This is a genomic window from Paraburkholderia sp. 35.1 (genome assembly GCF_050436525.1).
Lineage (GTDB): Bacteria > Pseudomonadota > Gammaproteobacteria > Burkholderiales > Burkholderiaceae > Paraburkholderia > Paraburkholderia tuberum.
In genome coordinates this window covers 1,889,128-1,908,585 of sequence record NZ_JBNDMJ010000002.1, presented here as the reverse complement: position 1 = coordinate 1,908,585, position 19,458 = coordinate 1,889,128, and the positions used below count along the sequence as shown (strand labels likewise).

Genomic DNA, 19,458 nt, shown 5'->3' with positions numbered 1-19,458 from the left:
ATGCAAAAGAATCGTTATGCCATGTTGACGGTCGATGCCGAAGCGCTGCCCAAACGCGCGCCGCACGATCACGTCAAGCGGCTCATGTGGGGCGTACACGAGCGTGGAACCGCGGGAATTCGTGAAATGGCCGAGATTGGCGACGAATTCGGCGCCAGGCACGTCTATTTCGTCGATCAATGCGGCGCGTGGTCGTATCTGGAAGAAACGCGCGAAGTGGTGCGCTGGCTCGATTCCGTGGGTCAGGACGTGCAACTGCACACGCACCCGGAATATTTGCCCGATTCGTTCTGGGCCGAGCATGGACTCGCGCGCCGTCCGCAGTATATGAATCAATATACCGACGACGCACGCGCCGAGTTCGTCATCAAACATTTTGGCGGGCTTATCTCGGAGCAAACCGGCAAGCCGGTTCTCGCGCATCGGGCAGGTTCGTTCCGCTGGAATGCGTCCACGATACGCGCCTTGAAAGCCGCGGGCGTGCAGGCGTCGTTCAACAATTCGATGTGCGCCGTCCACGCGAAACAGGCCATTTTCAGCGAGCCGACGAATCTGCCGTACGCATGGTCGAACGGTGTGATCGAAGTACCGATGACGGAAAAAAAGATCTTGCCGAAGGTCGGCAAAGACGAATGGTGGGCGCGCCTCACGTATCCGGAGTCGCCGTATTTCCGCTTCCGTCCCTGGTGGGGCAAATTGCTGCTCGATGCGTTCAGCGGCAGCCCGACGTTTTCCATTTTCCTGCTGCATTCGTGGTCGCTGCTGTACTGGGATGAAAAGGGCTACGCGACTTATCGCGACGATCAACGTGTCGAGGGCTATCGCAAGCTCTTGCGCCGTCTGACAAAAGACTACGACGTGATCACGACCGCCGAATTTCTCGACCTGCACGCGCGCGGCAAGATCAGGGTGTCGCAAACGGTCGATCTCGCACGCGCGGAACTCAAGCAGCAGGGGACCGTGCGGGCATGAGCAGCACATTCGATTCTCTGCAAACGTTCGTTAGCGAGCCGTATTTGGGATTGAGCCGTTGGCTAACGGTCCGCACGCTGGATCGCAAGGCGAAGCGGCGTGCGCCCGCCGCGTCATTCGACGCCGGTGCCGGGGGGCTTCTGTATGTGGCCGCGAGCGCGTTGCCGTATCACACGAGCGGCTATACGACGCGCACGCACGAGATCATTCGGGCAATGGCGTCGGCGGGCGGGCGCGTGCATGCGATGACGCGGCCCGGTTATCCATTTGATCGGATCGACCGTTTGCGCGACGCGTTGAACGAAGAGACCCAGGTCGATGAAGTACGGTATCTACATGCCGTGGGGCCAGCCAATAATCGGCCGGTGCTGCTGTATGCGATGCAGGCGGCGCGCGTGGTGGCGCAGTGGGCGAAGCAACATCGCGTGTCGGTCATTCACGCTGCGTCGAATCATGTGAACGCGTTGCCGGCCTTGCTGGCGGCGCGCCAATTGGGCATTCCGTTTCAGTATGAAATGCGCGGCCTGTGGGAACTCACGCGTATTTCGCGCACGCCGCACTACGAAGGTCGCCAGGGCTTCCAGCAAGGCCTCGAACTCGAAGGGCTCGTCGCGCGCCACGCGGATCGTGTGTTCGTGATTTCAGAGCAACTGGGACGCTTCGCGCGCGCGCGCTGGGGCATCGACAAGGAACGCATGTTCCTGCTGCCCAACTGTGTCGAACCCGAGCGATTCGTATCGCTCGCGTCGCGTGAAATAGTGCATGACACGATCGGCTACGCGGGCTCGTTGATGGCCTATGAGGGACTCGACACCCTAATCGACGCGGTGGCGCAACTGCGCGCACGCCGCGTGCGGATTTCCGTGAGCCTCATCGGCGATGGTGAAGCGCGGTTGTCGCTCGAATCGCAGGTGCAGCGGCTCGGCTTGTCGGAGCAGATCCGCTTTCTGGGCCGCATGGCGCCGCAAAAAGCACAGGAAACGTTGAGCCGCTGCGCGCTGGTCTGTATTCCGCGCAAGCCTTTCAAAGTCTGCGAAATCGTGCCGCCGATCAAGCTCGTCGAAGCGATGGCAATGGGAAAGCCGGTGATCGTGCCGGATTTGCCGGTGTTTCGCGACGAAATGGGTGATCGTCCCGCAGGCTGGTTTTTCAATGCCGGCGACGCGACCGATCTTGCGCGCGTGATTGAGGCAGCAATAAGTGATCGCGCGGCACTTGCCGCGCTCGGCGAACAAGCAAAAGAATACGCGACCACACAGCGTTGCTGGCGCGATTTTGTCATCAAGGCGCTACCAAAAAGTGCGGGGTGAGGGGAATGGTTGGCAGGGTCATTAGAAGACTGGGTTCGCTGGTCTACGACTATCCGAAAGTATCGGAAGATGTCGAACGAGACGGGCCATTTGGCAGTCTGAAGATTGCGCTCGTCACGGACTATTTCACGGCAGACTGTCTGTCTGCCGAATGCCGTGTTCGTGTGATGACGCCCTCGAATTACCGCGACGTCATCACTAACTGGAAGCCGGATCTGGTGCTCGCGGAATCCGCATTCCACGGCGTGGACGGAAGCTGGCGCTACGAACTGGCGAAGCAGCCGAAAACGTTGCGCCTCACAAAGCCAACGGCGATTTTCCGTCTGGTCGATTTCGCGAGGAAAGCAGGCGTTCCCACGGTATTCTGGAACAAGGACGACGGTCCGTTCTTCGAAGCGTTCATCGACGTAGCGAAGGCGTTCGATTACGTCTTCACCACAGATGAAGAATGCCTCGCACGCTATCGCCAGCAGGTGCCGGCGCACGTGCCCGTGAATACGCTAATCATGCCCTTTCAGCCGGCATTTCATAGCTTCACGGGCTTCAATTTCACGCGCAACGAAGTCTGTTTTACAGGCAGCTATTACCGGCGCATTCTGAATGAGAGGCGCCGCTTTCTTGACATGGTGTTCGAAATCTGCGAGCACAACGAGATGCCGCTCAATGTGTTCGACCGGAATCACGACCGGCTGTCGCGCCATTTCGAGTTCCGCTTTCCGAAGACAAGCCAGATGCGCCTGCATGGCAAGGTGCCACATCGGGAAACGGCGAACGTCTACAAGTCGCACGCGGTTTCGATCAACGTGAATTCGGTCACGAGTTCCGAAACGATGTTTTCGCGCCGCTTGCTCGAGATTCTAGCCTGCGGGGGTATTGCGGTGACAAACCCGAGCCGAGCCGTCGATCGCCATTTCCGCGATTTCTGTCACGTTGTGAATACCTATGAAGAAACGTGCGATCTGTTCGCGCGGCTGCGTCACGGACCTTCGCGTGCGGACCTCGATCGCGCCGAAGCCGGTGCGAAATACGTACGAGAGAACCATACCTGGGCACATCGATTGGAAGAAATCTGCGCCGTCGTGAATCTTTGAGGGACCGGTCACGATGCTCGCATTGCTTTCCTGGTTTTGCCAGGCAGTCTTTCTCGTCGTAGTCGTCTATTTCGCGCTGTACGTGCTCCTTGAATTGCGGGTCTTTCTGATTTCGCGAAAGGTGGAACGGCGCAAATTGACCGAACTCGAGCATTCGGCTGCCGAAGCCAACGCCGATTGCCGGCCGTCGGTGAGCGTGCTGTTGCCCATCTGCAATGAATCCGAGGTGGTGGAGCGGCTGATCGATGCCGCCTGCCGTCTGAGCTATCCCGCGGAATTGCTCGAAATTCTGGTGCTCGACGATTCGTCGGACGGCACCACACAACTCGCGCGCGGGAAAGTCGCGCAATACGCGGCGCAAGGCGTCGATATTCGCCTGCTCAGGCGACTCGACCGCAAGGGCTACAAAGCGGGCAATCTGGTCAACGGCATCCAGCAGTCGCGCGGGGAATTCTTCGCAGTTTTCGACGCGGATTTCGTGCCGCCCGTCGACTTTCTGCTGAAGACGATTCCGTGTTTCCGGGACCCAAAACTGGGATTCCTGCAAACGGGCATCGGTTACGAGAATCGCGACGTGTCATTTCTGACGCGTTTCCAGGCGATGGAAATGGGCCATCAGCAATACGTGACGGTCGGCCTGAGCGAGGATGGCGACATGGCATCGCTCAGCGGCAGTTCGTGTGTATGGCGCAAGGCGTGCGTCGATGCGTTGGGCGGGTGGAATGCGTCGACCGTCACGGAAGACGTCGATCTCGGTTATCGCGCGCAATTCGGCGACTGGAAATACGCTTATTTGCGCGACGTGGTGTCGATGTCGGTGCTGCCCGAGACCATTAGCGCATTTCGCATTCAACGCGAGCGTTGGGGGCGCGGACTAATTCATAGCGGCTTCAAGCATGTGAAGCAGATGGTGGTGCAACGCATGCCTTTGATGAAGCGAATGCACGCTATCTCCGTGATGTTTTCGTCGGTGCTGCTCGCGTCGATCTATGTACTGATCTTGCTGAGCCTGCCGCTTACCTATTTCGTGCATTTCGATGCCGCATTCATGCGCTGGGGGGCGTTTACGTTCTTCGGCCTGGCTGTGCTCTGGGGGCTCGAAAATGCGCTCGGTGCGCGCCGCGGGGCACGTTTCGATGACAAGCGGAGCGCCGTGAAAGATTTGTGGGACACCTACCGCTATATCGCGATGTTTTTGCCGATGGCCTGGTACTACTTCGTCGGCGGCGTGCGTGCTCTGTTCGGCGTGTATGGCGACTTTCACAGAACGCCGAAAGGCACGAATGGCTATCGCGCCATCATGCCGCGGATCAATACCGTGTTGCTGGCGGGCGAGGTCTTCAGCTTCCTCTATTCGGCGATTTCGGTACTGCTAGGATTCAAAAAAGGAAATTATTTTTTGATTCCACTGAATGTGACTGTGTGCGTCGGTTTTGGCATGGTGCTCTATTGGACGTGCAAGGAAAAGCGAACTTTTAAAAGATACTGACTTCCTGTCAGCTTGGCTAATTATAAAGACCAGTGCGCGCTCGCGTGCCTGCCGCGCTAAACACAAAGAATCAACGAATCCACGAAAGGGCAGTCTGCTATGTATGCCGTAGAACCCGCGCGTGCGCACGCGCCCGCTCGCGACGACGAACCGCTCCTCCTGCGCTTTCGCGCCGCGCGCGCCGACGATGCCGAAGCATGCGCGCCGCTGATCTTCGCATCTGGCGTGCGTGAATTCAGTTTCTTTCTCGGTGAGCCGGCCGAAGCTTGCATCGAATTTCTGGCGTTTGCGTTTGCCTCGAAGCTCGGGCGCTTTTCGTATCGACGCCACCGTGTGGCCGTGACCGGGGACGATCAGCCGGTCGCGGTGCTCGCGCTGCATGACGGACGCCACACATGGTTCGACGATCCGCACGTCGCGCTGATGCTACTGCTGTTCTTTGGCTTGCGCCGCACGGTTCGCATGTTGTTGCGCGGCCTAGTGCTCGAGAGCGAACTGCCGGCGCCGAAGTCGTCGCAGAGGTTGATCGCGCATTGCGCGACGCATGAGCGCCTGCGCGGCACGGGTGTTTTCAGCACGCTGTTTGCGAATGCGATGCGCGCGGGTGAACTGATGAATTTGCAGGCTCGCGCGGGCCGTGGCGAACGCGATCGGCAGCAACTCGTGCTCGATGTGCTGATCAGCAACAAGCGCGCATACGCGCTCTACCGGCGTCTCGGCTTCGTCGAATTGCCGCGCCGGGCGCCTGTCTCACCGCGTTTGCCGCGAGAACTCGAGTCGGTGCGGATGGAGTGGGTCAGGAAGGATTGAGAGGTGCGGTGGGGTACACCTAACGCTGTCCACACAGGCCGCTGCTCACAGGGTCGGCAGCCTTTTTTCATTCGCCGCCACTGCAAGCGCACAATACCCCGACGCACACCCCCAACCGACACGCCAAGGAGCCCGCATGACCCAGCCCAAAGCCATCGAAGACACGGACGCATCACCCGAAGTCAAAGCCGTCTACGACGACATCAAAGCGACCCGCCAGGTCGACGACGTGAACAACTTCTGGAAGTACATCGCGCAGCATCCGCCGACCCTCGCGCGCACGTGGGACAGCCTGAAGGAAGTGATGGCGCCCGGCGCGCTCGACCCGCTCGTCAAGGAGCTCTTATACGTCGCGGTCAGCGTGACGAACAACTGCGGTTATTGCGTCGCGAGCCACACGGCGGCGGCACGCCGCGCCGGCATGACCGACGAGATGTTCGGCGAGCTGCAGGCCATCGTCGGGATGGCTAACGAAACGAACCGGCTAGCGGTCGGCTATCGCGTGCCGATCGATCCGGCCTTCGAATAAGAGCATGAAGCGCGCGATGCGGCCCGATCGTACCAACCCGGGCCGCAACACATGCATGATCGCGCCGTCGTACGCAGCGGCGCTGGGCCTCGTGCTTACAGCGGCACGATTTTGCCCGGCTCCGGATGGCAGACCGGGGTGTAGACCGGCCCGCAGCCGTAATGCACGGGCTGGCAGGGGTTGTAGGAGGGCGGGTTGTAGTACGACGGGCCGCGAACCGGCGGTTTTTCGCCGTAACACGAAGGCGGGTATTCGTGCGGGAAACACGAGTGGCCGCCGCGCACGGACTGTGCAGCTGCGTGGTCGAGGTCGTCGCAGCGCGACAGGTCGGCAAGAGTCAAGTTCGACATGATGAATCTCCGGCAACGTTGGATGGGTATAGAGCGCGCAAATGCTTTACGCTCGGGCGTTCCAGTTGCACGCACCATGCCATGCGGCGGGATTCAATGTCTGTGCTAGCTCGAGCGCTGATCGACCGTATCTGCGCAGTCGAAAACTGATCGGCGTCGGCCAACTTGCGGCAAGCCGGTGTCGTTCAAGCGCCAACACGTCGGTCGATCAGCGCATGCCCCATCCCGCGAGCAACGCCGGTAGCTCGGCCATCTCCCTGAACACGTGCACCGCGCCCGCGCCATGCAACGCGGTCGCGCTGCTATGGCCGAGGTGCGTCGGGCAATAGCCGAATACCGTCGCGCCGGCCGCGACGCCCGCGGTCGCGCCCGTCACCGTATCCTCGATGACCGCACAGCGTGTCGGCTCGACGCCGAGTGCCGCGGCCGCGGCGAGGTAGACGTCGGGAAACGGCTTGCTGCGCGGCGTTTCGTGGCCGCTGAAGATGCGTCCGTCGAAGCAGTCGAGGATGCCGGCCTTCACGAGCTGCAATTCGATCTTGATGCGATCCGCGCCCGACGCCACCGCGATGTGTCCATTCAACCTCTGCTGCAGCGCGCGGACCGCGAAAGGCGCGCCGTCGATCGCGCGCAACTCATTGTCGAGCGCCACGTTGCGACGCGCGCGGAACTGCGCCAGCCACCCGGCCGTGATCGCGAAGCCGGTGCGCGCCTCGATCAACGCGGCTTCGTCCCTGACCATCTTGCCGACGAAAATGCGCATCGTCTCTTCGACGCTCAAATGCCAGCCGAGCTCGCCGAGCATCTCGGTGAGCACGCGGTTCGTGATCGGTTCGGAATCGACGAGCACGCCGTCGCAGTCGAAGAGCACGGCGTCGAAAGGAAAATCGGCCATCGGGGAGGGTAGGGATAAGGTCGCGGACCGGCAAGGATACCGCACCGGGCCGCGTGCCGCAGCCTGGAAGCTGCAGCGCGGCGGCGTCCAGCGCGGGTGCTCAGTCCTTGTACCCGTCGCTCAGCGTCTTCATGAACGCGATGATGTCCTGGATGTCTTGATCGGTCATCGCGGGCTGGTCGCCGAACTTGCGGTCGAACGGCGCATCGGCCACATCCACGTTCGCATGGTATTGCGGCGGCAGATCGTCGTACTTCTGCACCTTGCCCGACGCATCGCTCGGATAGATTCTGTCCGGCGACGTATTGCGCAGGTTGTAGAAGTCCAGCACCTGCTTGAGGTCGTGATACACGCCATTGTGGAAGAACGTCTTGCGTTCGGCGGCATTGCGCAGCGTCGGCGTCAGGAACATGCCGCAATACTGCGTCTCCTTGGCCATGTCGGTCCGGAAGGGCCCACAAATGCCCATGTCGTAGAACTTCGGATTCCTGTTCGGCGCAAGTTCGCGATTGCGCGGCACGCCGAGCGCTTCATACTGCGTGTCGGTAAAAAGAGGTGGAAGGCCGTCCGACGTCGGCTGGCTCAGGTGGCAACCCGCGCAATTGGCCTTGTCCTTGTCGTTGAACAGACGCAAGCCACGTAGTTCGGCTTGCGTGAGGCGTGCACGTCCTTCGAGCCAGGCGTCGTATTTGCTCGAGAATGGATGGAACGCCGGGTCTTCGAATTCATACCGACCGATCGCGAACATGGCTTCCGACACGAGCAGATTGGGATCGTTGACGACGTGCGGACCGAAAAGTTGTCTGAGCGTATCGATGTGCTTCGAGTGCCTTAGCTTGTCGGCAACCGAAGCCAGATCGGGGTTCGCCATCTCGACCGGGTTGGTCAGCGGCCCAAGCGCCTGGTCCTGCAGCGTGCTTGCCCGGCCGTCCCAGAAGAGTCCCCCTTGCGGCACCATAGCCGGCGCGGCAGGCGCAACGCCCGCGGTTTTCTGGGCGCGCTGCACGCCTAGCGCGGCCGAGGCCTGCGTATCGAGGCTGACCGGTGCGGCGTCGGTATCGCCCTGATCGGGACCGATGCTGAACGGCGCCTGGCGATACAGGTACGCGAGCGATGGCACCGGCCGATAGCCCGCTTCCGTCATGTGAAGGCCGCCTGGTTGTACCGTCAGGTCGTTGGGAGGCGAGAAAGCGTGCGCGGCGCTGTGGCACGACGCGCACGACTGTTTGCCCGACGCCGAAAGCGACGGATCATTGAACAGCTCCCTGCCGAGTACCGCGACCGCGCTAAGGGGCGCGACGGGGGGACGCAGGAGCTTGACCGGATGGGCGTTGAGGCCCGTCAGATTCTCGACCGTATCGCCGATCGCCGCGGGCATACGCTCGGGATAGATCAGCGCGTAGCCAACCAGAGCGGCGCCCAGCAGCACGATGCCCAGCACTATCCGGAGGATCAGGCGACGCCGCGTGCTGCTCGCAGCGCGAGGGGACGGGGCGCTTGCGGTGGGTAGTTGCGAAGACAAGGTGGCGTTCGAACGACGATTCATGGCGATAGCGGTAGGCAAGCTGAACTGCAAACAAGCACGTCGAGCCACCGTACCGGCTGGCTCGACGTCATCACTGATTGACGGGCATCAACAGCTCCGTTCCCTGAACGTCACACCGCGTATTTCTCTGTGCGGCAGAACGGACGGATAAACGGTGGCTCCTTAGTTCGTTGCAGGAGGAGCCGACAGCTTGGTGCCAAGGTTCGTGTCGAGGTACAACGCCGGCGTTTTGCCACCGTTGGTGAAGTCGAACAGCGACGCGATGCTCCCCGTCGCCGCATCGTGCGATCCGTTGCCGATGCGGGTGCCGCCGAGCCAGTTGTCTTCGATGAACCTGACAACCGAAGCCTGAGTGATCGCCGTGTGGTCAACGTAGTTGCTACGTGCGTACGGCGAGATCACCAGAAGCGGAACACGCGTTCCCGGGCCGCAACGGCCGTTGACAGCCGCGCCTGTCACGCCGACGCCTTGCTTCGCGCCCGTTGCGTTGCAGGTGCCCGCGCCGTTCAGCTGGTCGGCGGTGGCGTCAAACGACGAAGTCGTCGGCGTCGCATAAGCGTGGTCGTACCAGCCATCCGAATCGTCGTACGTGATGATGATGGCGGTGTTCTTCCAGTCCGGCTGTTGTTGCAGGAAGTTGACGACCTTCGTGACGAACGCCTGCTCGTCGATCGGATCCGAATTGCCCGGGTGCGCATCGCCGACGGCCGGTGCCTTCAGGTAGCTGACCGACGGGAAGTTGCCCGCCGAGACGGCCGTGAAGAAGTCGTTGACGTCGTATTGATGGTGCACCGGCGTAGCCGTCGAATCGAGCGGGTCGGTCTGTCCAATCAGCGCGGTCGACGTCGGGCGCGTGTGCGCCAGGTTGGCCGTCGTAGCGTAGTACTGGAACCAGTTGTGGTGAGGTACGTAGTCCGTCTTCGTTGCGCCGAGGACCGACGAGTAGGTACTGCGCTTGCACGCCGTGGTGCCGTTCGAGTTGGTGGCGCTCAGGTCGAAGCCGCCCATGAAGCCGCCCCACGTAATGCCTTTCGCGTTGAGGAGGTCACCGATGTTTTTGTTATTCGAGCTCAGCGTGGCCTGGCCGCTCGACGTCGAGGTGTTGCACACGTCCCCGGTCGGGTCGGAATCGCCGTTCATCGTGAAGCTGCCCGCGCCGTCGGCAATCACGTTGTCGCCTTGAGCGGCACCGTTGGCAGGAATAGCGCCGTTGGTCTGGCCGGAAACCACCTCGAGCGCGCCCGGTGTCGACGGACCGTACGTGTCGGTGTACATGTTGTCGCTCATCGCGAAGTTCTGCGCGTAATTCCACAGCGCGGTGACTGTGTTGCCGTCGAAATAGCCCATCACGAGACCCGGCGTGCCGAACGTCGAACCGCTGCCGGCGCTGTTGTTACCCGTGTACTTGGGGAACAGGTCCGCCGCGCCATTGTCGTAGGCGAGCTGTTCCTTCATGTAGTCGTGCGACTGGCCGTTGGTGTTGGCCTGGCTGCGGTCGAGGCGGAACGGATTGATACCGCTGCCTGCGGAGGCCGCGTTGTTCGCCGTGTTCAGGAAGTTCGGGTTGCTCGTCAGAAGCGAATTCTGATTCAGATTGTTGATCTGGGCCGGCGTGTTCGCCGCCGTGAACGCCGGTTCACCGGCCGGGTTCTGCGCGTTCGGATAGGTGCCGAAGTAGTGATCGAAAGAACGATTCTCACCGAAGATCACGACGAGGTGCTTGATCGGCGTTGCCGTGGCCAACGCGTCCTGGGCGGATACGGTAGCAGCCGGTGTGGAGGCCGGTGCGGATGCAGTCGAAGGAGAGCTGACGCTGCTGTTTCCGCATGCGCTCAGCACGAACAGTGCGGCGGCAAACGGAATGGGCAAAAGGGCTTTACGAAACATTCTTTGGTGGCTCCACATTCGCGGTCCAGCCCTTCCATCGATAGGTATGAACGGTGCTGGAAATTGTTGTTAGAAGCGTAACGGCCGACGCCATTGATTGCAGCCCGTGCATTGGACCATCAAAAAATGAAGGTTTTCGGGCAATACGCCGACTATTGCCTTTCGTGAGCCCGACTGTCTTCGTGCTTTTTTGCCAATAGCGCGACGGATTTCTTCCGCTGCCGCGTTCAAGTAGAAACGGGGCCGTCCAGGGCGCCGACTTGTTCCAGCTTTGAAGGGAGAAATCGACATGAACACCAACCGCATCGCTCGTCTGCTCGGTTCCACGCTGAGCGCCGCGCTGTGCTGCGCGGCCACGCTGACCGCCGCGCCCGCCTCCGCACAAGTGATGATCGCGCCGATGGCACCGCCGGCGCCGCGCGTCGAAGTCGTGCCCGCGCCACGGGACGGCTATGTGTGGGATCAGGGCCGCTGGCGCTGGGAGCACGGCCGCTATGCGTGGGTGCCGGGCCACTGGCAGCCGGTGCGCGTCGGCTATCACTGGGTGCCCGGGCATTGGGCGCAACGTGGGCCGCGCTGGCGCTGGATCGAAGGACATTGGGCTTGAACGAGGCTTGCGATGAAAACACTCGTGATGATTCTGCTGGCGGCCTCGCTCGCCGGCTGTGTGGTCTATCCGGCACGCCCGGCCTATTACCGGCCGGCGGTCGTCGTATATTGACCGCGTACGTGATACCTGGCCGGATAGCGGCGTAGCGGCACGACAACATAACGACACGACAGCTGAAGGAGCGGCGGCAAGTGAACGACGTTGATCCCGTGATGCGGTCCTCACGCGAAAGCGCGCGCGTGATGTCGCGACCGAGCCGCACGCCTTGAGCGACGCACCACCCGATCCGGACGCCGAGCTGATCGCGCGGGTGGGCCGCGCGGAGCCCGGCGCGGTCCGCTCGCTGGTCGCGCGCAAGCTGCCGCGGCTACTTGCGCTCGCCACGCGCATGCTCGGCGATCGCATGGAAGCGGAAGACGTCGCGCAGGAGGTCTTCGTGCGAATCTGGAAACAGGCGGCCCGCTGGCGTGAAGGCGAAGCGAAGTTCGACACGTGGATGCATCGGGTCGCGCTCAATCTTTGCTATGACCGTCTGCGCGGCCGGCGCGAAGACCCGAGCGACGAACTGCCCGATTCGGCCGATCCCGCCGCGCCGCCCGACGCACGGCTCGAAGCACGTGCCGACCACGCGCGCGTGCGCGCGGCGCTCGCCGCGCTGCCGGCGCGACAGCGCGAGGCACTCGTGCTGACCTACTACCAGGAGATGTCGAACCTCGACGCTGCCGCCTTGATGGACGTCAGCGTCGATGCGCTGGAGAGTCTGCTGGGCCGCGCGCGCCGCAATTTGCGCGCTCAACTGGCCGGCAGCGGCCTTAGCAAGGACAAGTCATGACGCCCGAAAGATTCCATCAGATCGTTGCAGCGTACGGCGCCGACGCGCGCCGCTGGCCGGAGCGCGAACGCGAAGCCGCGCAGGCGTGGGCGCGCGCGCATCGCGACGAAGCCGATGCGGCGTTGAGCGACGCGGCCAGCCTCGACGCGTGGCTCGCCGCCGACGAGCTCGAGCCGCCGAGCCTCGAACTGCAGCGTCGCATCATCGACCGCGCGCCGTCCCGACGCCCAGCCGCGCGCCGGCGTTTGTGGTGGTCGGGCGCGGCGGTGGCTGGTGTCGGGCTGCTCGGCGGCGTGGCGGGGGCGTTCGCGGTGTCGTTCTTCGTGCTGACCGGGAACGCGCCGGTCGTGCATGAATCCTCGTATCTGACTTCGAGCTTCGGCGGCAGCTCCGCCGATTGGAGCGGCGAATGAACGGGCGCTCGTGGAAATTTGCGCTGCTGGGCTCGGTGGTGCTCAACGTGTTCCTGCTCGGCGCGATCGCCGGCGGCGCGTATCAATGGTTCGCCGCGCACGGTGCGAATCCGCCGGCGGCGGCGCAGGACCGGCGCGCGCTGCGGTTCGCCGCCGAGCCGCTGTCGCCGCAGCAGCGGCAGGCGTTTATCGACGGCCTGAAGAGCGCGCGGCGCGACGGCCGCCAGTATGCGCGCGACGCTCGCGAAGGGCGTCGTGAGGTGCTGCGCCTGCTGGCCGCGCCGAAGTTCGATCGCGCCGCACTCGATGCCGCGCTCGCGCGCACGCGCGCGGCCGATGTCAGCCTGCGCGCGATGGTCGAAGCGAGCGTCGCCGATTTCGCGGCGACGCTGACGCCCGAGGAGCGCGTCGAATTCGCCGAGAGTTTGAAGTTGCGAGGGCAATGGCGCGAAGCGCAGCCGGCGCCGAACGCGAAAAAACCGGCGGCGAACGCCGCATCGAGCGAATAAAAAATGCGCGCTATGGCGACGGATTTCAGCGTTTCGTCCGTTTAACGGACATGCAGGTGTCCTACCTGCCGACGAGGATCGTATGGCCAACTCACCGAACCTGAATGCCGCGGCGATCGCACTGAACCGCTTCGGCCTCGGCGCGCGCGCCGACGACACGCCGCCCGCCGATCCGAAGGGCTGGCTGCTCGCGCAGTTCGAGCAGTATCAGCCGCGGCCCGACGCGTGGGCGAACCAACCCGATTCGATCGCATTGTCGACGCAGCTCGTGCAGCAGCGCATGCAGATGGAACAGCAGTCGAAACAGAAGGCGGGTGAGGAGACCAACCCGAGCCAGAATGCGAACCACGGCGCAAACAACAGCGCAAACAACAGCGCCAGCAACACCGCAGCACCCAGCCAGACCGACGCGCAAGCCGCCAGGCAAGCCGAAAGAAAAGCTCTGCGCGTCGAGATACTCGACATGTACCGCTCGTCGGTCAATGCGCGCGTCGCAAGCGCGCTGACCACGCAGACGCCGTTCATCGAACGCCTCGTGCATTTCTGGGCGAATCACTTCGCGGTGTCGACCGAAAAGCCCGGCGTCGCGGCGCTCGCCGGGTCGTTCGAAGCGGAGGCGATTCGCCCGCACGTGCTCGGCCGTTTCGAGGACATGCTGGTGGCCGTCGAGCGTCATCCGGCCATGCAGCTGTTCCTCGACCAGACCCGCTCGGTCGGTCCCGACAGCATGGCCGCGCTGCGCGCCGCGCAGCGCAATCCGGACAACAAACGCGGACTCAACGAGAACCTTGCGCGCGAGATCATGGAGCTGCATACGCTCGGCGTGCGCAGCGGCTATAGCCAGGACGACGTGACCGAGTTTGCGCGTGCGCTGACCGGCTGGAGTCTCGTCGGCAATCCGGGGAACGGCGGCGCCAATGCAAACCGGCGCGCGCTGGAACAGAACGGCGAACCCGGCAGCTTCGTGTTTCGTCCCGCGCTGCACGAGCCCGGCTCGCGCACGATCATGGGACGCCGCTACGACGAAGCTGGCGAACAGCAGGCGCTCGCGATCCTGCACGACCTCGCGCACGCACCGGCCACCGCGCAGCATATCGGCACGAAGCTCGCGCGCCATTTCGTCGCCGACGATCCGCCACCTGGCGTCAGCGAACGTCTGGCCGATGCGTTCACGCGCAGCGACGGCGATCTGCCGACCGTCTATCGCGCGTTGATCGATACGCCGCAAGCATGGTCGCCGGCCGCGGTGAAGTTCAAGACGCCGTGGGAGTGGACCATCTCGTCGATGCGCGGACTCGGCTGGCACGAGCCCGGCAATCTGCAGAGCGCGCCGATCCTCACGCAGCTTGGCCAGCCGGTGTGGCGGCCCGGTTCACCCGCCGGCTACGACGATATCGGCGCGAGCTGGGCCGCGCCCGATGCGCTCGTGCGCCGCGTCGAAGTCGCGCAACGTTTCGCCGCGCGCGTGGGTGACCGGCTCGATGCGCGCTCGCTCGGCCAGACCTTGCTGGCTGGCTCGCTCAGCGAGCCGACGGCCACGGCGGTGTCGCGCGCGGAAAGCGCATCGACGGCGATCGCGCTGCTGCTCGTATCGCCCGATTTTCAACGGAGATGAACGCCATGCTGTCACGCCGTCAGTTTCTGAGCGTCGCCGCCGGTGCCGGCGCACTGCTCGTGTCGCCGCGGATTGCGTTCGCGCATGTCGCGACTGACCGCCGCTTCGTGTTCGTGATCCAGCGTGGCGCGGCCGACGGGCTGAACATCGTCGTGCCGTACGCGGACCCCGCGTATGCGACGCTGCGCGGGCCGCTCGCGATCGATGCGTCGAACGCGCCGCATCTGGACGGCACGTTCGCGCTGCATCCGGCGCTCGCGCAGATGGCGAAGCTGTACGCGCAGCGCGAGGCGTTGTTCGTGCACGCGGTCGCCTCACCGTATCGCGACCGCTCGCATTTCGACGGACAGAACGTGCTGGAAACCGGCGGCACGTCGCCGTATCAGACGAAGGACGGCTGGCTCAACCGGCTCGCCGCGCAACTGCCCGCCACCCGCGAAAACGCGATCGCGTTCGCGCCGACCGTGCCGATGGCGCTGCGCGGGCCCGCGGCGGTGACGTCGTATGCACCGTCGGCCTTGCCGCAGGCGCCCGATGATCTGCTCGCGCGCGTGTCGCAACTGTACGAGCAGGACGCGCAGCTGCGTGCGCTGTGGGAATCGGCGATGGCGGCGCGCGGCCTTGCGGGCGACGCTGGCGCGCGCCAGGACCCGGCGAGCCTCGGCAAGCTCGCGGCCAGTTTTCTGGTGCGCGACGACGGTCCGCGCATCGCGATGATCGAGACCGGCGGGTGGGACACGCACAGCGCGCAGAACGCGCGGCTCGCGAATCAACTGAAGGCACTCGACACGATGCTCGCGGCGTTGCGCGACGGCATGGGGTCATCGTGGAGCAAAACCACGGTGCTGGTCGCGACGGAGTTCGGCAGGACCGCCGCCGCGAACGGCACGGGCGGCACCGATCATGGCACCGGCTCGGTCGCGATGGTGCTCGGCGGGTCGGTGCAGGGCGGACGCGTGATTGCCGATTGGCCGGGCCTCGCGCCGCATCAGCTGTATCAGTCGCGCGACCTGAAGCCGACCGCCTCGCTCGATGCGTTGATCGCCGGCACCGCGAGTGAAAGTCTCGGGCTCGATCCCGAACGGACGGCGGCAGCGCTGTTTGGCCGGACCATGGCGGGCAGACCGATGACGGGCGTCGTGCGGGCGTGACGCGTTGATCGCACAACGGCGTGCAATGACGATGGGACGGAGGTGTGATGGGCGATCGAGGATTCCGTGGGCGAGCGACCTGCGATCGCGGCGGACGGGCGTTCGCGTCGCATCGGCATGGCGAATCGCGTGAGCCGACGCTGACTGCTTTGCTCGACGCGTTGATCGTCGGTGCAGCGAGCGAAGGTATTGCGCTCGATCCGGAGCGCACCGCGGCCGCGCTATTCGGCCGGACGATCGCGGCCGGGCCGTTGGCGAGGGTGGGGCGGGGCAGGTGAAGCGGCGGGCGTCGCGTGAACCGAGCGCTCGCCGACGCGATGATAGCGGCGGCCGTAGTAGATCAGCGCATCGCCCGCGCCCTGCGTGCGCGCGGCTTTCACCGCGCAGAAGAACACCGTGTGCGTGCCGACTTCGGTCACCGACTCGATCTCGCAGTCGAGCGACGCGAGCGCGCCCTGCAACACCGGCGCGCCGGTTGCGAGGTCGTCCCATTGCGCGGCGGCGAAGCGCTCTTCGATCGCGAGCGCGCTCGTGGCGAAGTGCGCGGCAAGCGCCTGCTGCTCGGCGCTCAGCACGTTCACGCAGAGCTTGCCGTTGCTGCGAAACGCCGCGTTGTTGCGGCTGCTGCGGTTGATGCAAACCAGCAAGGTGGGCGGCTCGTCGGTGACGCCGCAGACCGCCGACGCGGTGCAGCCCGCAAGGCCGGCTTCGCCGTCGCTGCTGATGATGTTGACGGCCGCGCCGAGCCCGGCCATCGCGTCGCGGAACGTGCTCTTGTCAAGCATGGGGACCTCTGCTGGAAGTCGGGTTCGCCAAAACAACGGTGGTCGAGTTAGCCGCGAGCCTCGTCGTCCGGCGCCGCCGCGCAAGCCGGCGAACGGAAGCGCGCCGCCGTGTGGCTCTCAGGCAGCCGCGCATGGCCGAACAGCTTTTCGCGCAGCGTGCCGTCACGATACGCGCGCTTGTACGCGCCACGTTCCTGTAGCCGCGGCACGACCAGTTCGATGAAATCGTCGAAGCACTCGGGCACGACGGTGCGCGACAGATTGAAGCCATCGACGCCGGTTTGCTCGGTCCACGCGATCAGATCGTCGGCGATTTTGTCGGCCGAACCGACGAGCGGCTGCTGGCGGCTGCCGAGCACCATCTGTTCGAGCAGCTTGCGCTTCGTCCATTGCGGACCGGCCGCGCGCGTCATCGCTTCGACGTTCGACACGATCGCCTGGCTCTCGCCCGTTTCGATCGGCTCGTCGAGGTCGTAGCGCGCGAAGTCGATGCCAAGCGACGCGGCCGCATGCACCAGCGCCGCCTCCGAGCTCACATAGCGGCGGTACTCCTCGAATTTCTCCCGCGCTTCCTGATCGGTGCGGCCGGTGATCACGGTCTGGCCGAGCAGTACCTTGATGTCGTCGGCGCGGCGGCCGCCGGCCACCGCGTGCGCGCGGATGTCGTCGACGATCGTCTTGACCGCCGGCTTCGCCTGGCCGTTGACGAACACACACTCCGCGTGTGCCGCCGCGAACTGTTTGCCGCGCGCGGACGAACCGGCCTGATACAGCACCGGCGTGCGCTGCGGCGACGGCTCCGCGAGGTGCATCGCATCGACGCGGTACTGCTTGCCGTGGTAATGGATCACGTGGACTTTCGACGCGTCCGCATAGACGCCGCGCGCCTTGTCGCGCAGCACCGCGCCGTCTTCCCAGCTGCATTCCCACAGCTTGTACACGAGCTCCATGTACTCGTCGGCGAGATCGTAGCGGTCGTCGTGCGCCATCTGGCCGCTCAGGCCGATCGCGCGCGATGCGCTGTCCAGATAGCCGGTCACGATGTTCCAGCCGACCCGGCCGCGCGTCAGATGATCGAGCGTCGACATGCGGCGCGCGAACAGAAACGGCTGCTCGACCGACAGATTCGACGTGACGCCGAACGACAGATGCCGCGTGAGCGCGGCCATCGCCGGAATCAGCAGCGTCGGATCGTTGACCGGCACCTGCACGGCGCCGCCGATTGCCGCGTCCGGGCTGCCGCCGTAGACGTCGTACACGCCGACCACGTCCGCGAAAAAGATGCCGTCGAACAGGCCCGCTTCGAGCTTGCGCGCGTAGTCGGTCCAGTACTGCAGATCCGTGTAGCGCGTGGACTGATCGCGCGGATGGGTCCACAGCCCTTGCTGGATGTGGCCTACGCAGTTCATGTCGAACGCGTTGAGAACGATTTCCTTCGGCATGGTGTGTTCCGGCTGACGAGCGGGTTCGGGCAATGGCGTTGCGTTTAATATAGTGGACGAAAAATCACTATGCAAGACATGATTCGCTGACGTGGATGAGGGCGCGTTGAACGCCGTTTGCACGCCCGCTGCCGCATCGCATCGATATAATTTCGCGGTACTCACCTCTGCATCGACAACCCGCCATGTCCGAAACTTCCGCCATCGATCTGACCCAGGCGATCTCCGCGCGCGTGAAGACCGAGCGCGAGGCGCGCAACTGGTCGCTCGCCGAGCTGGCCGAGCGCTCGGGTGTATCGAAGGCGATGATCAGCAAGATCGAGCGTGGCGAGGCGAGTCCGACCGCGACGGTGCTCGGGCGGCTGTCGGGCGCGTTCGGGCTGACGCTGTCCACGTTGCTCGCACTCGCCGAGCAGACCGGCGAGCGGCTCGTGCGTCATGCGGACCAGTCGCTGTGGGAGGACCCCGAAACCGGCTATACGCGGCGGCGTATTTCACCGCCGACCGGCGGCGTGCTGGAACTGCTCGAAATCGAATTGCCGACTGGGGTGAGAGTGCCTTATCCGTCGGATGCGTTCGTGTTTCAGCATCAGCAGATCTGGGTCACGCAAGGGGTGCTGACGTTTCGCGAGGGCGCGCTCACGCACCGGCTCGAAGCGGGGGATTGTTTGCAACTCGGTGCGCCGGTCGAATGCGAGTTCTTCAATGCGGGCACCGAGGTGTGCAGATATGTGGTGGGGTTGGTGCGGCGCTGAGTTTCGTCCAGCTTGTGCTCAGCTCCCGCCACTCCCGCGGGATGGCAGGTTCAGGGTGAGTCTGTTGGTCACCGAGGTCACGCCCGGCACGCCTTTCGCAACATCGCCGGCCTGCTGGATCATGTCGCCCTGAGGCACCGAGCCGGTCAACGTCACCGCGCCGCCGCGCGCCCGCACGAACACGTTCGATACATTGAAGCCCGGCGCTTTACCGAGCGCGCGCCGCACGTCGCGGCCGAGCTTGCGATCCGCCGCACGCGTCGACGGGGCGGTCGGGGCCGGCGCGGCTGCCGTGGCGGCGGGCGCCTGCGCGTCGCTCGCCTGGGCATAGGCGCTGGATGCGGTTGCCACGCACAATGCAATACCGAGCACCTTCAAAAGATTGACTGTTTTCACTGTTTCACCATCCTCGATAAGTTGATGTCGCTTCGTTGCATGTTAGAAACGCCGCGCTTTGTCGAGCAGGT

19 protein-coding genes and 1 pseudogene are annotated in these 19,458 nt (G+C 63.9%); 13 read left to right on the top strand and 7 right to left on the bottom strand.

All coding sequences use genetic code 11. The features are described 5' to 3' along the window. From OKW27_RS14780 to OKW27_RS14755, 6 genes are all read left to right on the top strand, one after another. Positions 1 to 972 (top strand): polysaccharide deacetylase, encoded by a 972-nt coding sequence (locus tag OKW27_RS14780; protein WP_260334548.1) that lies wholly within the window; start codon positions 1 to 3, stop codon positions 970 to 972. Then, the gene (locus tag OKW27_RS14775; protein WP_429333931.1) at positions 969 to 2,282 is read left to right on the top strand and encodes a glycosyltransferase family 4 protein; all 1,314 of its coding nucleotides are present in this window, start codon (positions 969 to 971) and stop codon (positions 2,280 to 2,282) included. Before OKW27_RS14780 ends, OKW27_RS14775 begins: the two co-directional genes overlap by 4 nt. Positions 2,283 to 2,287: 5 nt before the next feature. Then, positions 2,288 to 3,373 (top strand): CgeB family protein, encoded by a 1,086-nt coding sequence (locus OKW27_RS14770; protein ID WP_429333930.1) that lies wholly within the window; start codon positions 2,288 to 2,290, stop codon positions 3,371 to 3,373. 13 nt (positions 3,374 to 3,386) lie between these two features. Further along, positions 3,387 to 4,862 (top strand): glycosyltransferase, encoded by a 1,476-nt coding sequence (locus tag OKW27_RS14765; protein WP_429333929.1) that lies wholly within the window; start codon positions 3,387 to 3,389, stop codon positions 4,860 to 4,862. A 99-nt stretch (positions 4,863 to 4,961) separates the two neighbouring features. Further along, positions 4,962 to 5,672: a GNAT family N-acetyltransferase gene (locus OKW27_RS14760; protein WP_429333928.1), complete on the top strand. Its 711-nt coding sequence runs from the start codon at positions 4,962 to 4,964 to the stop codon at positions 5,670 to 5,672. Between the two features lie 136 nt (positions 5,673 to 5,808). Beyond that, on the top strand, positions 5,809 to 6,201 hold the full coding sequence (locus OKW27_RS14755) for a carboxymuconolactone decarboxylase family protein (protein ID WP_429333927.1): 393 nt from the start codon (positions 5,809 to 5,811) through the stop codon (positions 6,199 to 6,201). A 95-nt stretch (positions 6,202 to 6,296) separates the two neighbouring features. Here the strand turns inward: OKW27_RS14755 and OKW27_RS14750 are convergent, their stop codons facing one another. The 4 genes from OKW27_RS14750 to OKW27_RS14735 form a co-directional block, all read right to left on the bottom strand. Beyond that, entirely contained in the window at positions 6,297 to 6,551 is a 255-nt protein-coding gene (locus OKW27_RS14750) for a hypothetical protein (protein WP_184038248.1), read from the bottom strand. A gap of 208 nt (positions 6,552 to 6,759) precedes the next feature. Further along, positions 6,760 to 7,446 (bottom strand): HAD family hydrolase, encoded by a 687-nt coding sequence (locus tag OKW27_RS14745; RefSeq protein WP_429333926.1) that lies wholly within the window; start codon positions 7,444 to 7,446, stop codon positions 6,760 to 6,762. A gap of 100 nt (positions 7,447 to 7,546) precedes the next feature. Then, positions 7,547 to 8,992, bottom strand: coding sequence for a cytochrome-c peroxidase (locus OKW27_RS14740; protein WP_429333925.1), 1,446 nt, complete (start codon positions 8,990 to 8,992; stop codon positions 7,547 to 7,549). A gap of 162 nt (positions 8,993 to 9,154) precedes the next feature. Next, positions 9,155 to 10,879 (bottom strand): phospholipase C, encoded by a 1,725-nt coding sequence (locus tag OKW27_RS14735; protein WP_429333924.1) that lies wholly within the window; start codon positions 10,877 to 10,879, stop codon positions 9,155 to 9,157. A gap of 289 nt (positions 10,880 to 11,168) precedes the next feature. On the opposite strand from OKW27_RS14735, the gene OKW27_RS14730 reads away from it, so the two are divergent. The 6 genes and pseudogenes from OKW27_RS14730 (at position 11,169) to OKW27_RS14705 (ending at position 16,009) form a co-directional block, all read left to right on the top strand. Beyond that, the gene (locus tag OKW27_RS14730; RefSeq protein WP_429333923.1) at positions 11,169 to 11,486 is read left to right on the top strand and encodes a YXWGXW repeat-containing protein; all 318 of its coding nucleotides are present in this window, start codon (positions 11,169 to 11,171) and stop codon (positions 11,484 to 11,486) included. A 244-nt stretch (positions 11,487 to 11,730) separates the two neighbouring features. Next, positions 11,731 to 12,321 (top strand): annotated as a pseudogene (locus tag OKW27_RS14725) (RNA polymerase sigma factor); the annotation flags it as partial. Further along, on the top strand, positions 12,318 to 12,734 hold the full coding sequence (locus OKW27_RS14720; RefSeq protein ID WP_429333922.1) for a hypothetical protein: 417 nt from the start codon (positions 12,318 to 12,320) through the stop codon (positions 12,732 to 12,734). The pseudogene OKW27_RS14725 and the gene OKW27_RS14720, both read left to right, overlap by 4 nt. Continuing rightward, positions 12,731 to 13,243 carry a periplasmic heavy metal sensor gene (locus tag OKW27_RS14715; RefSeq protein ID WP_429333921.1) on the top strand — a complete coding sequence of 171 codons (513 nt, stop codon included), beginning with the start codon at positions 12,731 to 12,733 and terminating at the stop codon, positions 13,241 to 13,243. The genes OKW27_RS14720 and OKW27_RS14715 overlap by 4 nt, the downstream gene beginning before the upstream one ends. An 82-nt stretch (positions 13,244 to 13,325) precedes the next feature. Further along, on the top strand, positions 13,326 to 14,858 hold the full coding sequence (locus OKW27_RS14710) for a DUF1800 domain-containing protein (protein ID WP_429333920.1): 1,533 nt from the start codon (positions 13,326 to 13,328) through the stop codon (positions 14,856 to 14,858). Between the two features lie 5 nt (positions 14,859 to 14,863). Then, the gene (locus tag OKW27_RS14705) at positions 14,864 to 16,009 is read left to right on the top strand and encodes a DUF1501 domain-containing protein (protein ID WP_429333919.1); all 1,146 of its coding nucleotides are present in this window, start codon (positions 14,864 to 14,866) and stop codon (positions 16,007 to 16,009) included. A 221-nt stretch (positions 16,010 to 16,230) separates the two neighbouring features. Here the strand turns inward: OKW27_RS14705 and OKW27_RS14700 are convergent, their stop codons facing one another. Further along, a complete protein-coding gene (locus tag OKW27_RS14700; protein ID WP_429333918.1) occupies positions 16,231 to 16,794 on the bottom strand; it encodes a flavin reductase in 564 nt (187 codons plus the stop codon). Positions 16,795 to 16,841: 47 nt separating this feature from the next. Continuing rightward, positions 16,842 to 18,236 carry an LLM class flavin-dependent oxidoreductase gene (locus OKW27_RS14695; RefSeq protein ID WP_429333917.1) on the bottom strand — a complete coding sequence of 465 codons (1,395 nt, stop codon included), beginning with the start codon at positions 18,234 to 18,236 and terminating at the stop codon, positions 16,842 to 16,844. 185 nt (positions 18,237 to 18,421) lie between these two features. On the opposite strand from OKW27_RS14695, the gene OKW27_RS14690 reads away from it, so the two are divergent. Beyond that, positions 18,422 to 18,991, top strand: a complete 570-nt coding sequence (locus tag OKW27_RS14690) for a helix-turn-helix domain-containing protein (RefSeq protein WP_184046833.1) — start codon at positions 18,422 to 18,424, stop codon at positions 18,989 to 18,991. 18 nt (positions 18,992 to 19,009) lie between these two features. Here the strand turns inward: OKW27_RS14690 and OKW27_RS14685 are convergent, their stop codons facing one another. After that, positions 19,010 to 19,387, bottom strand: coding sequence for a BON domain-containing protein (locus tag OKW27_RS14685; RefSeq protein ID WP_429333916.1), 378 nt, complete (start codon positions 19,385 to 19,387; stop codon positions 19,010 to 19,012). Positions 19,388 to 19,458 lie beyond the last annotated feature (71 nt).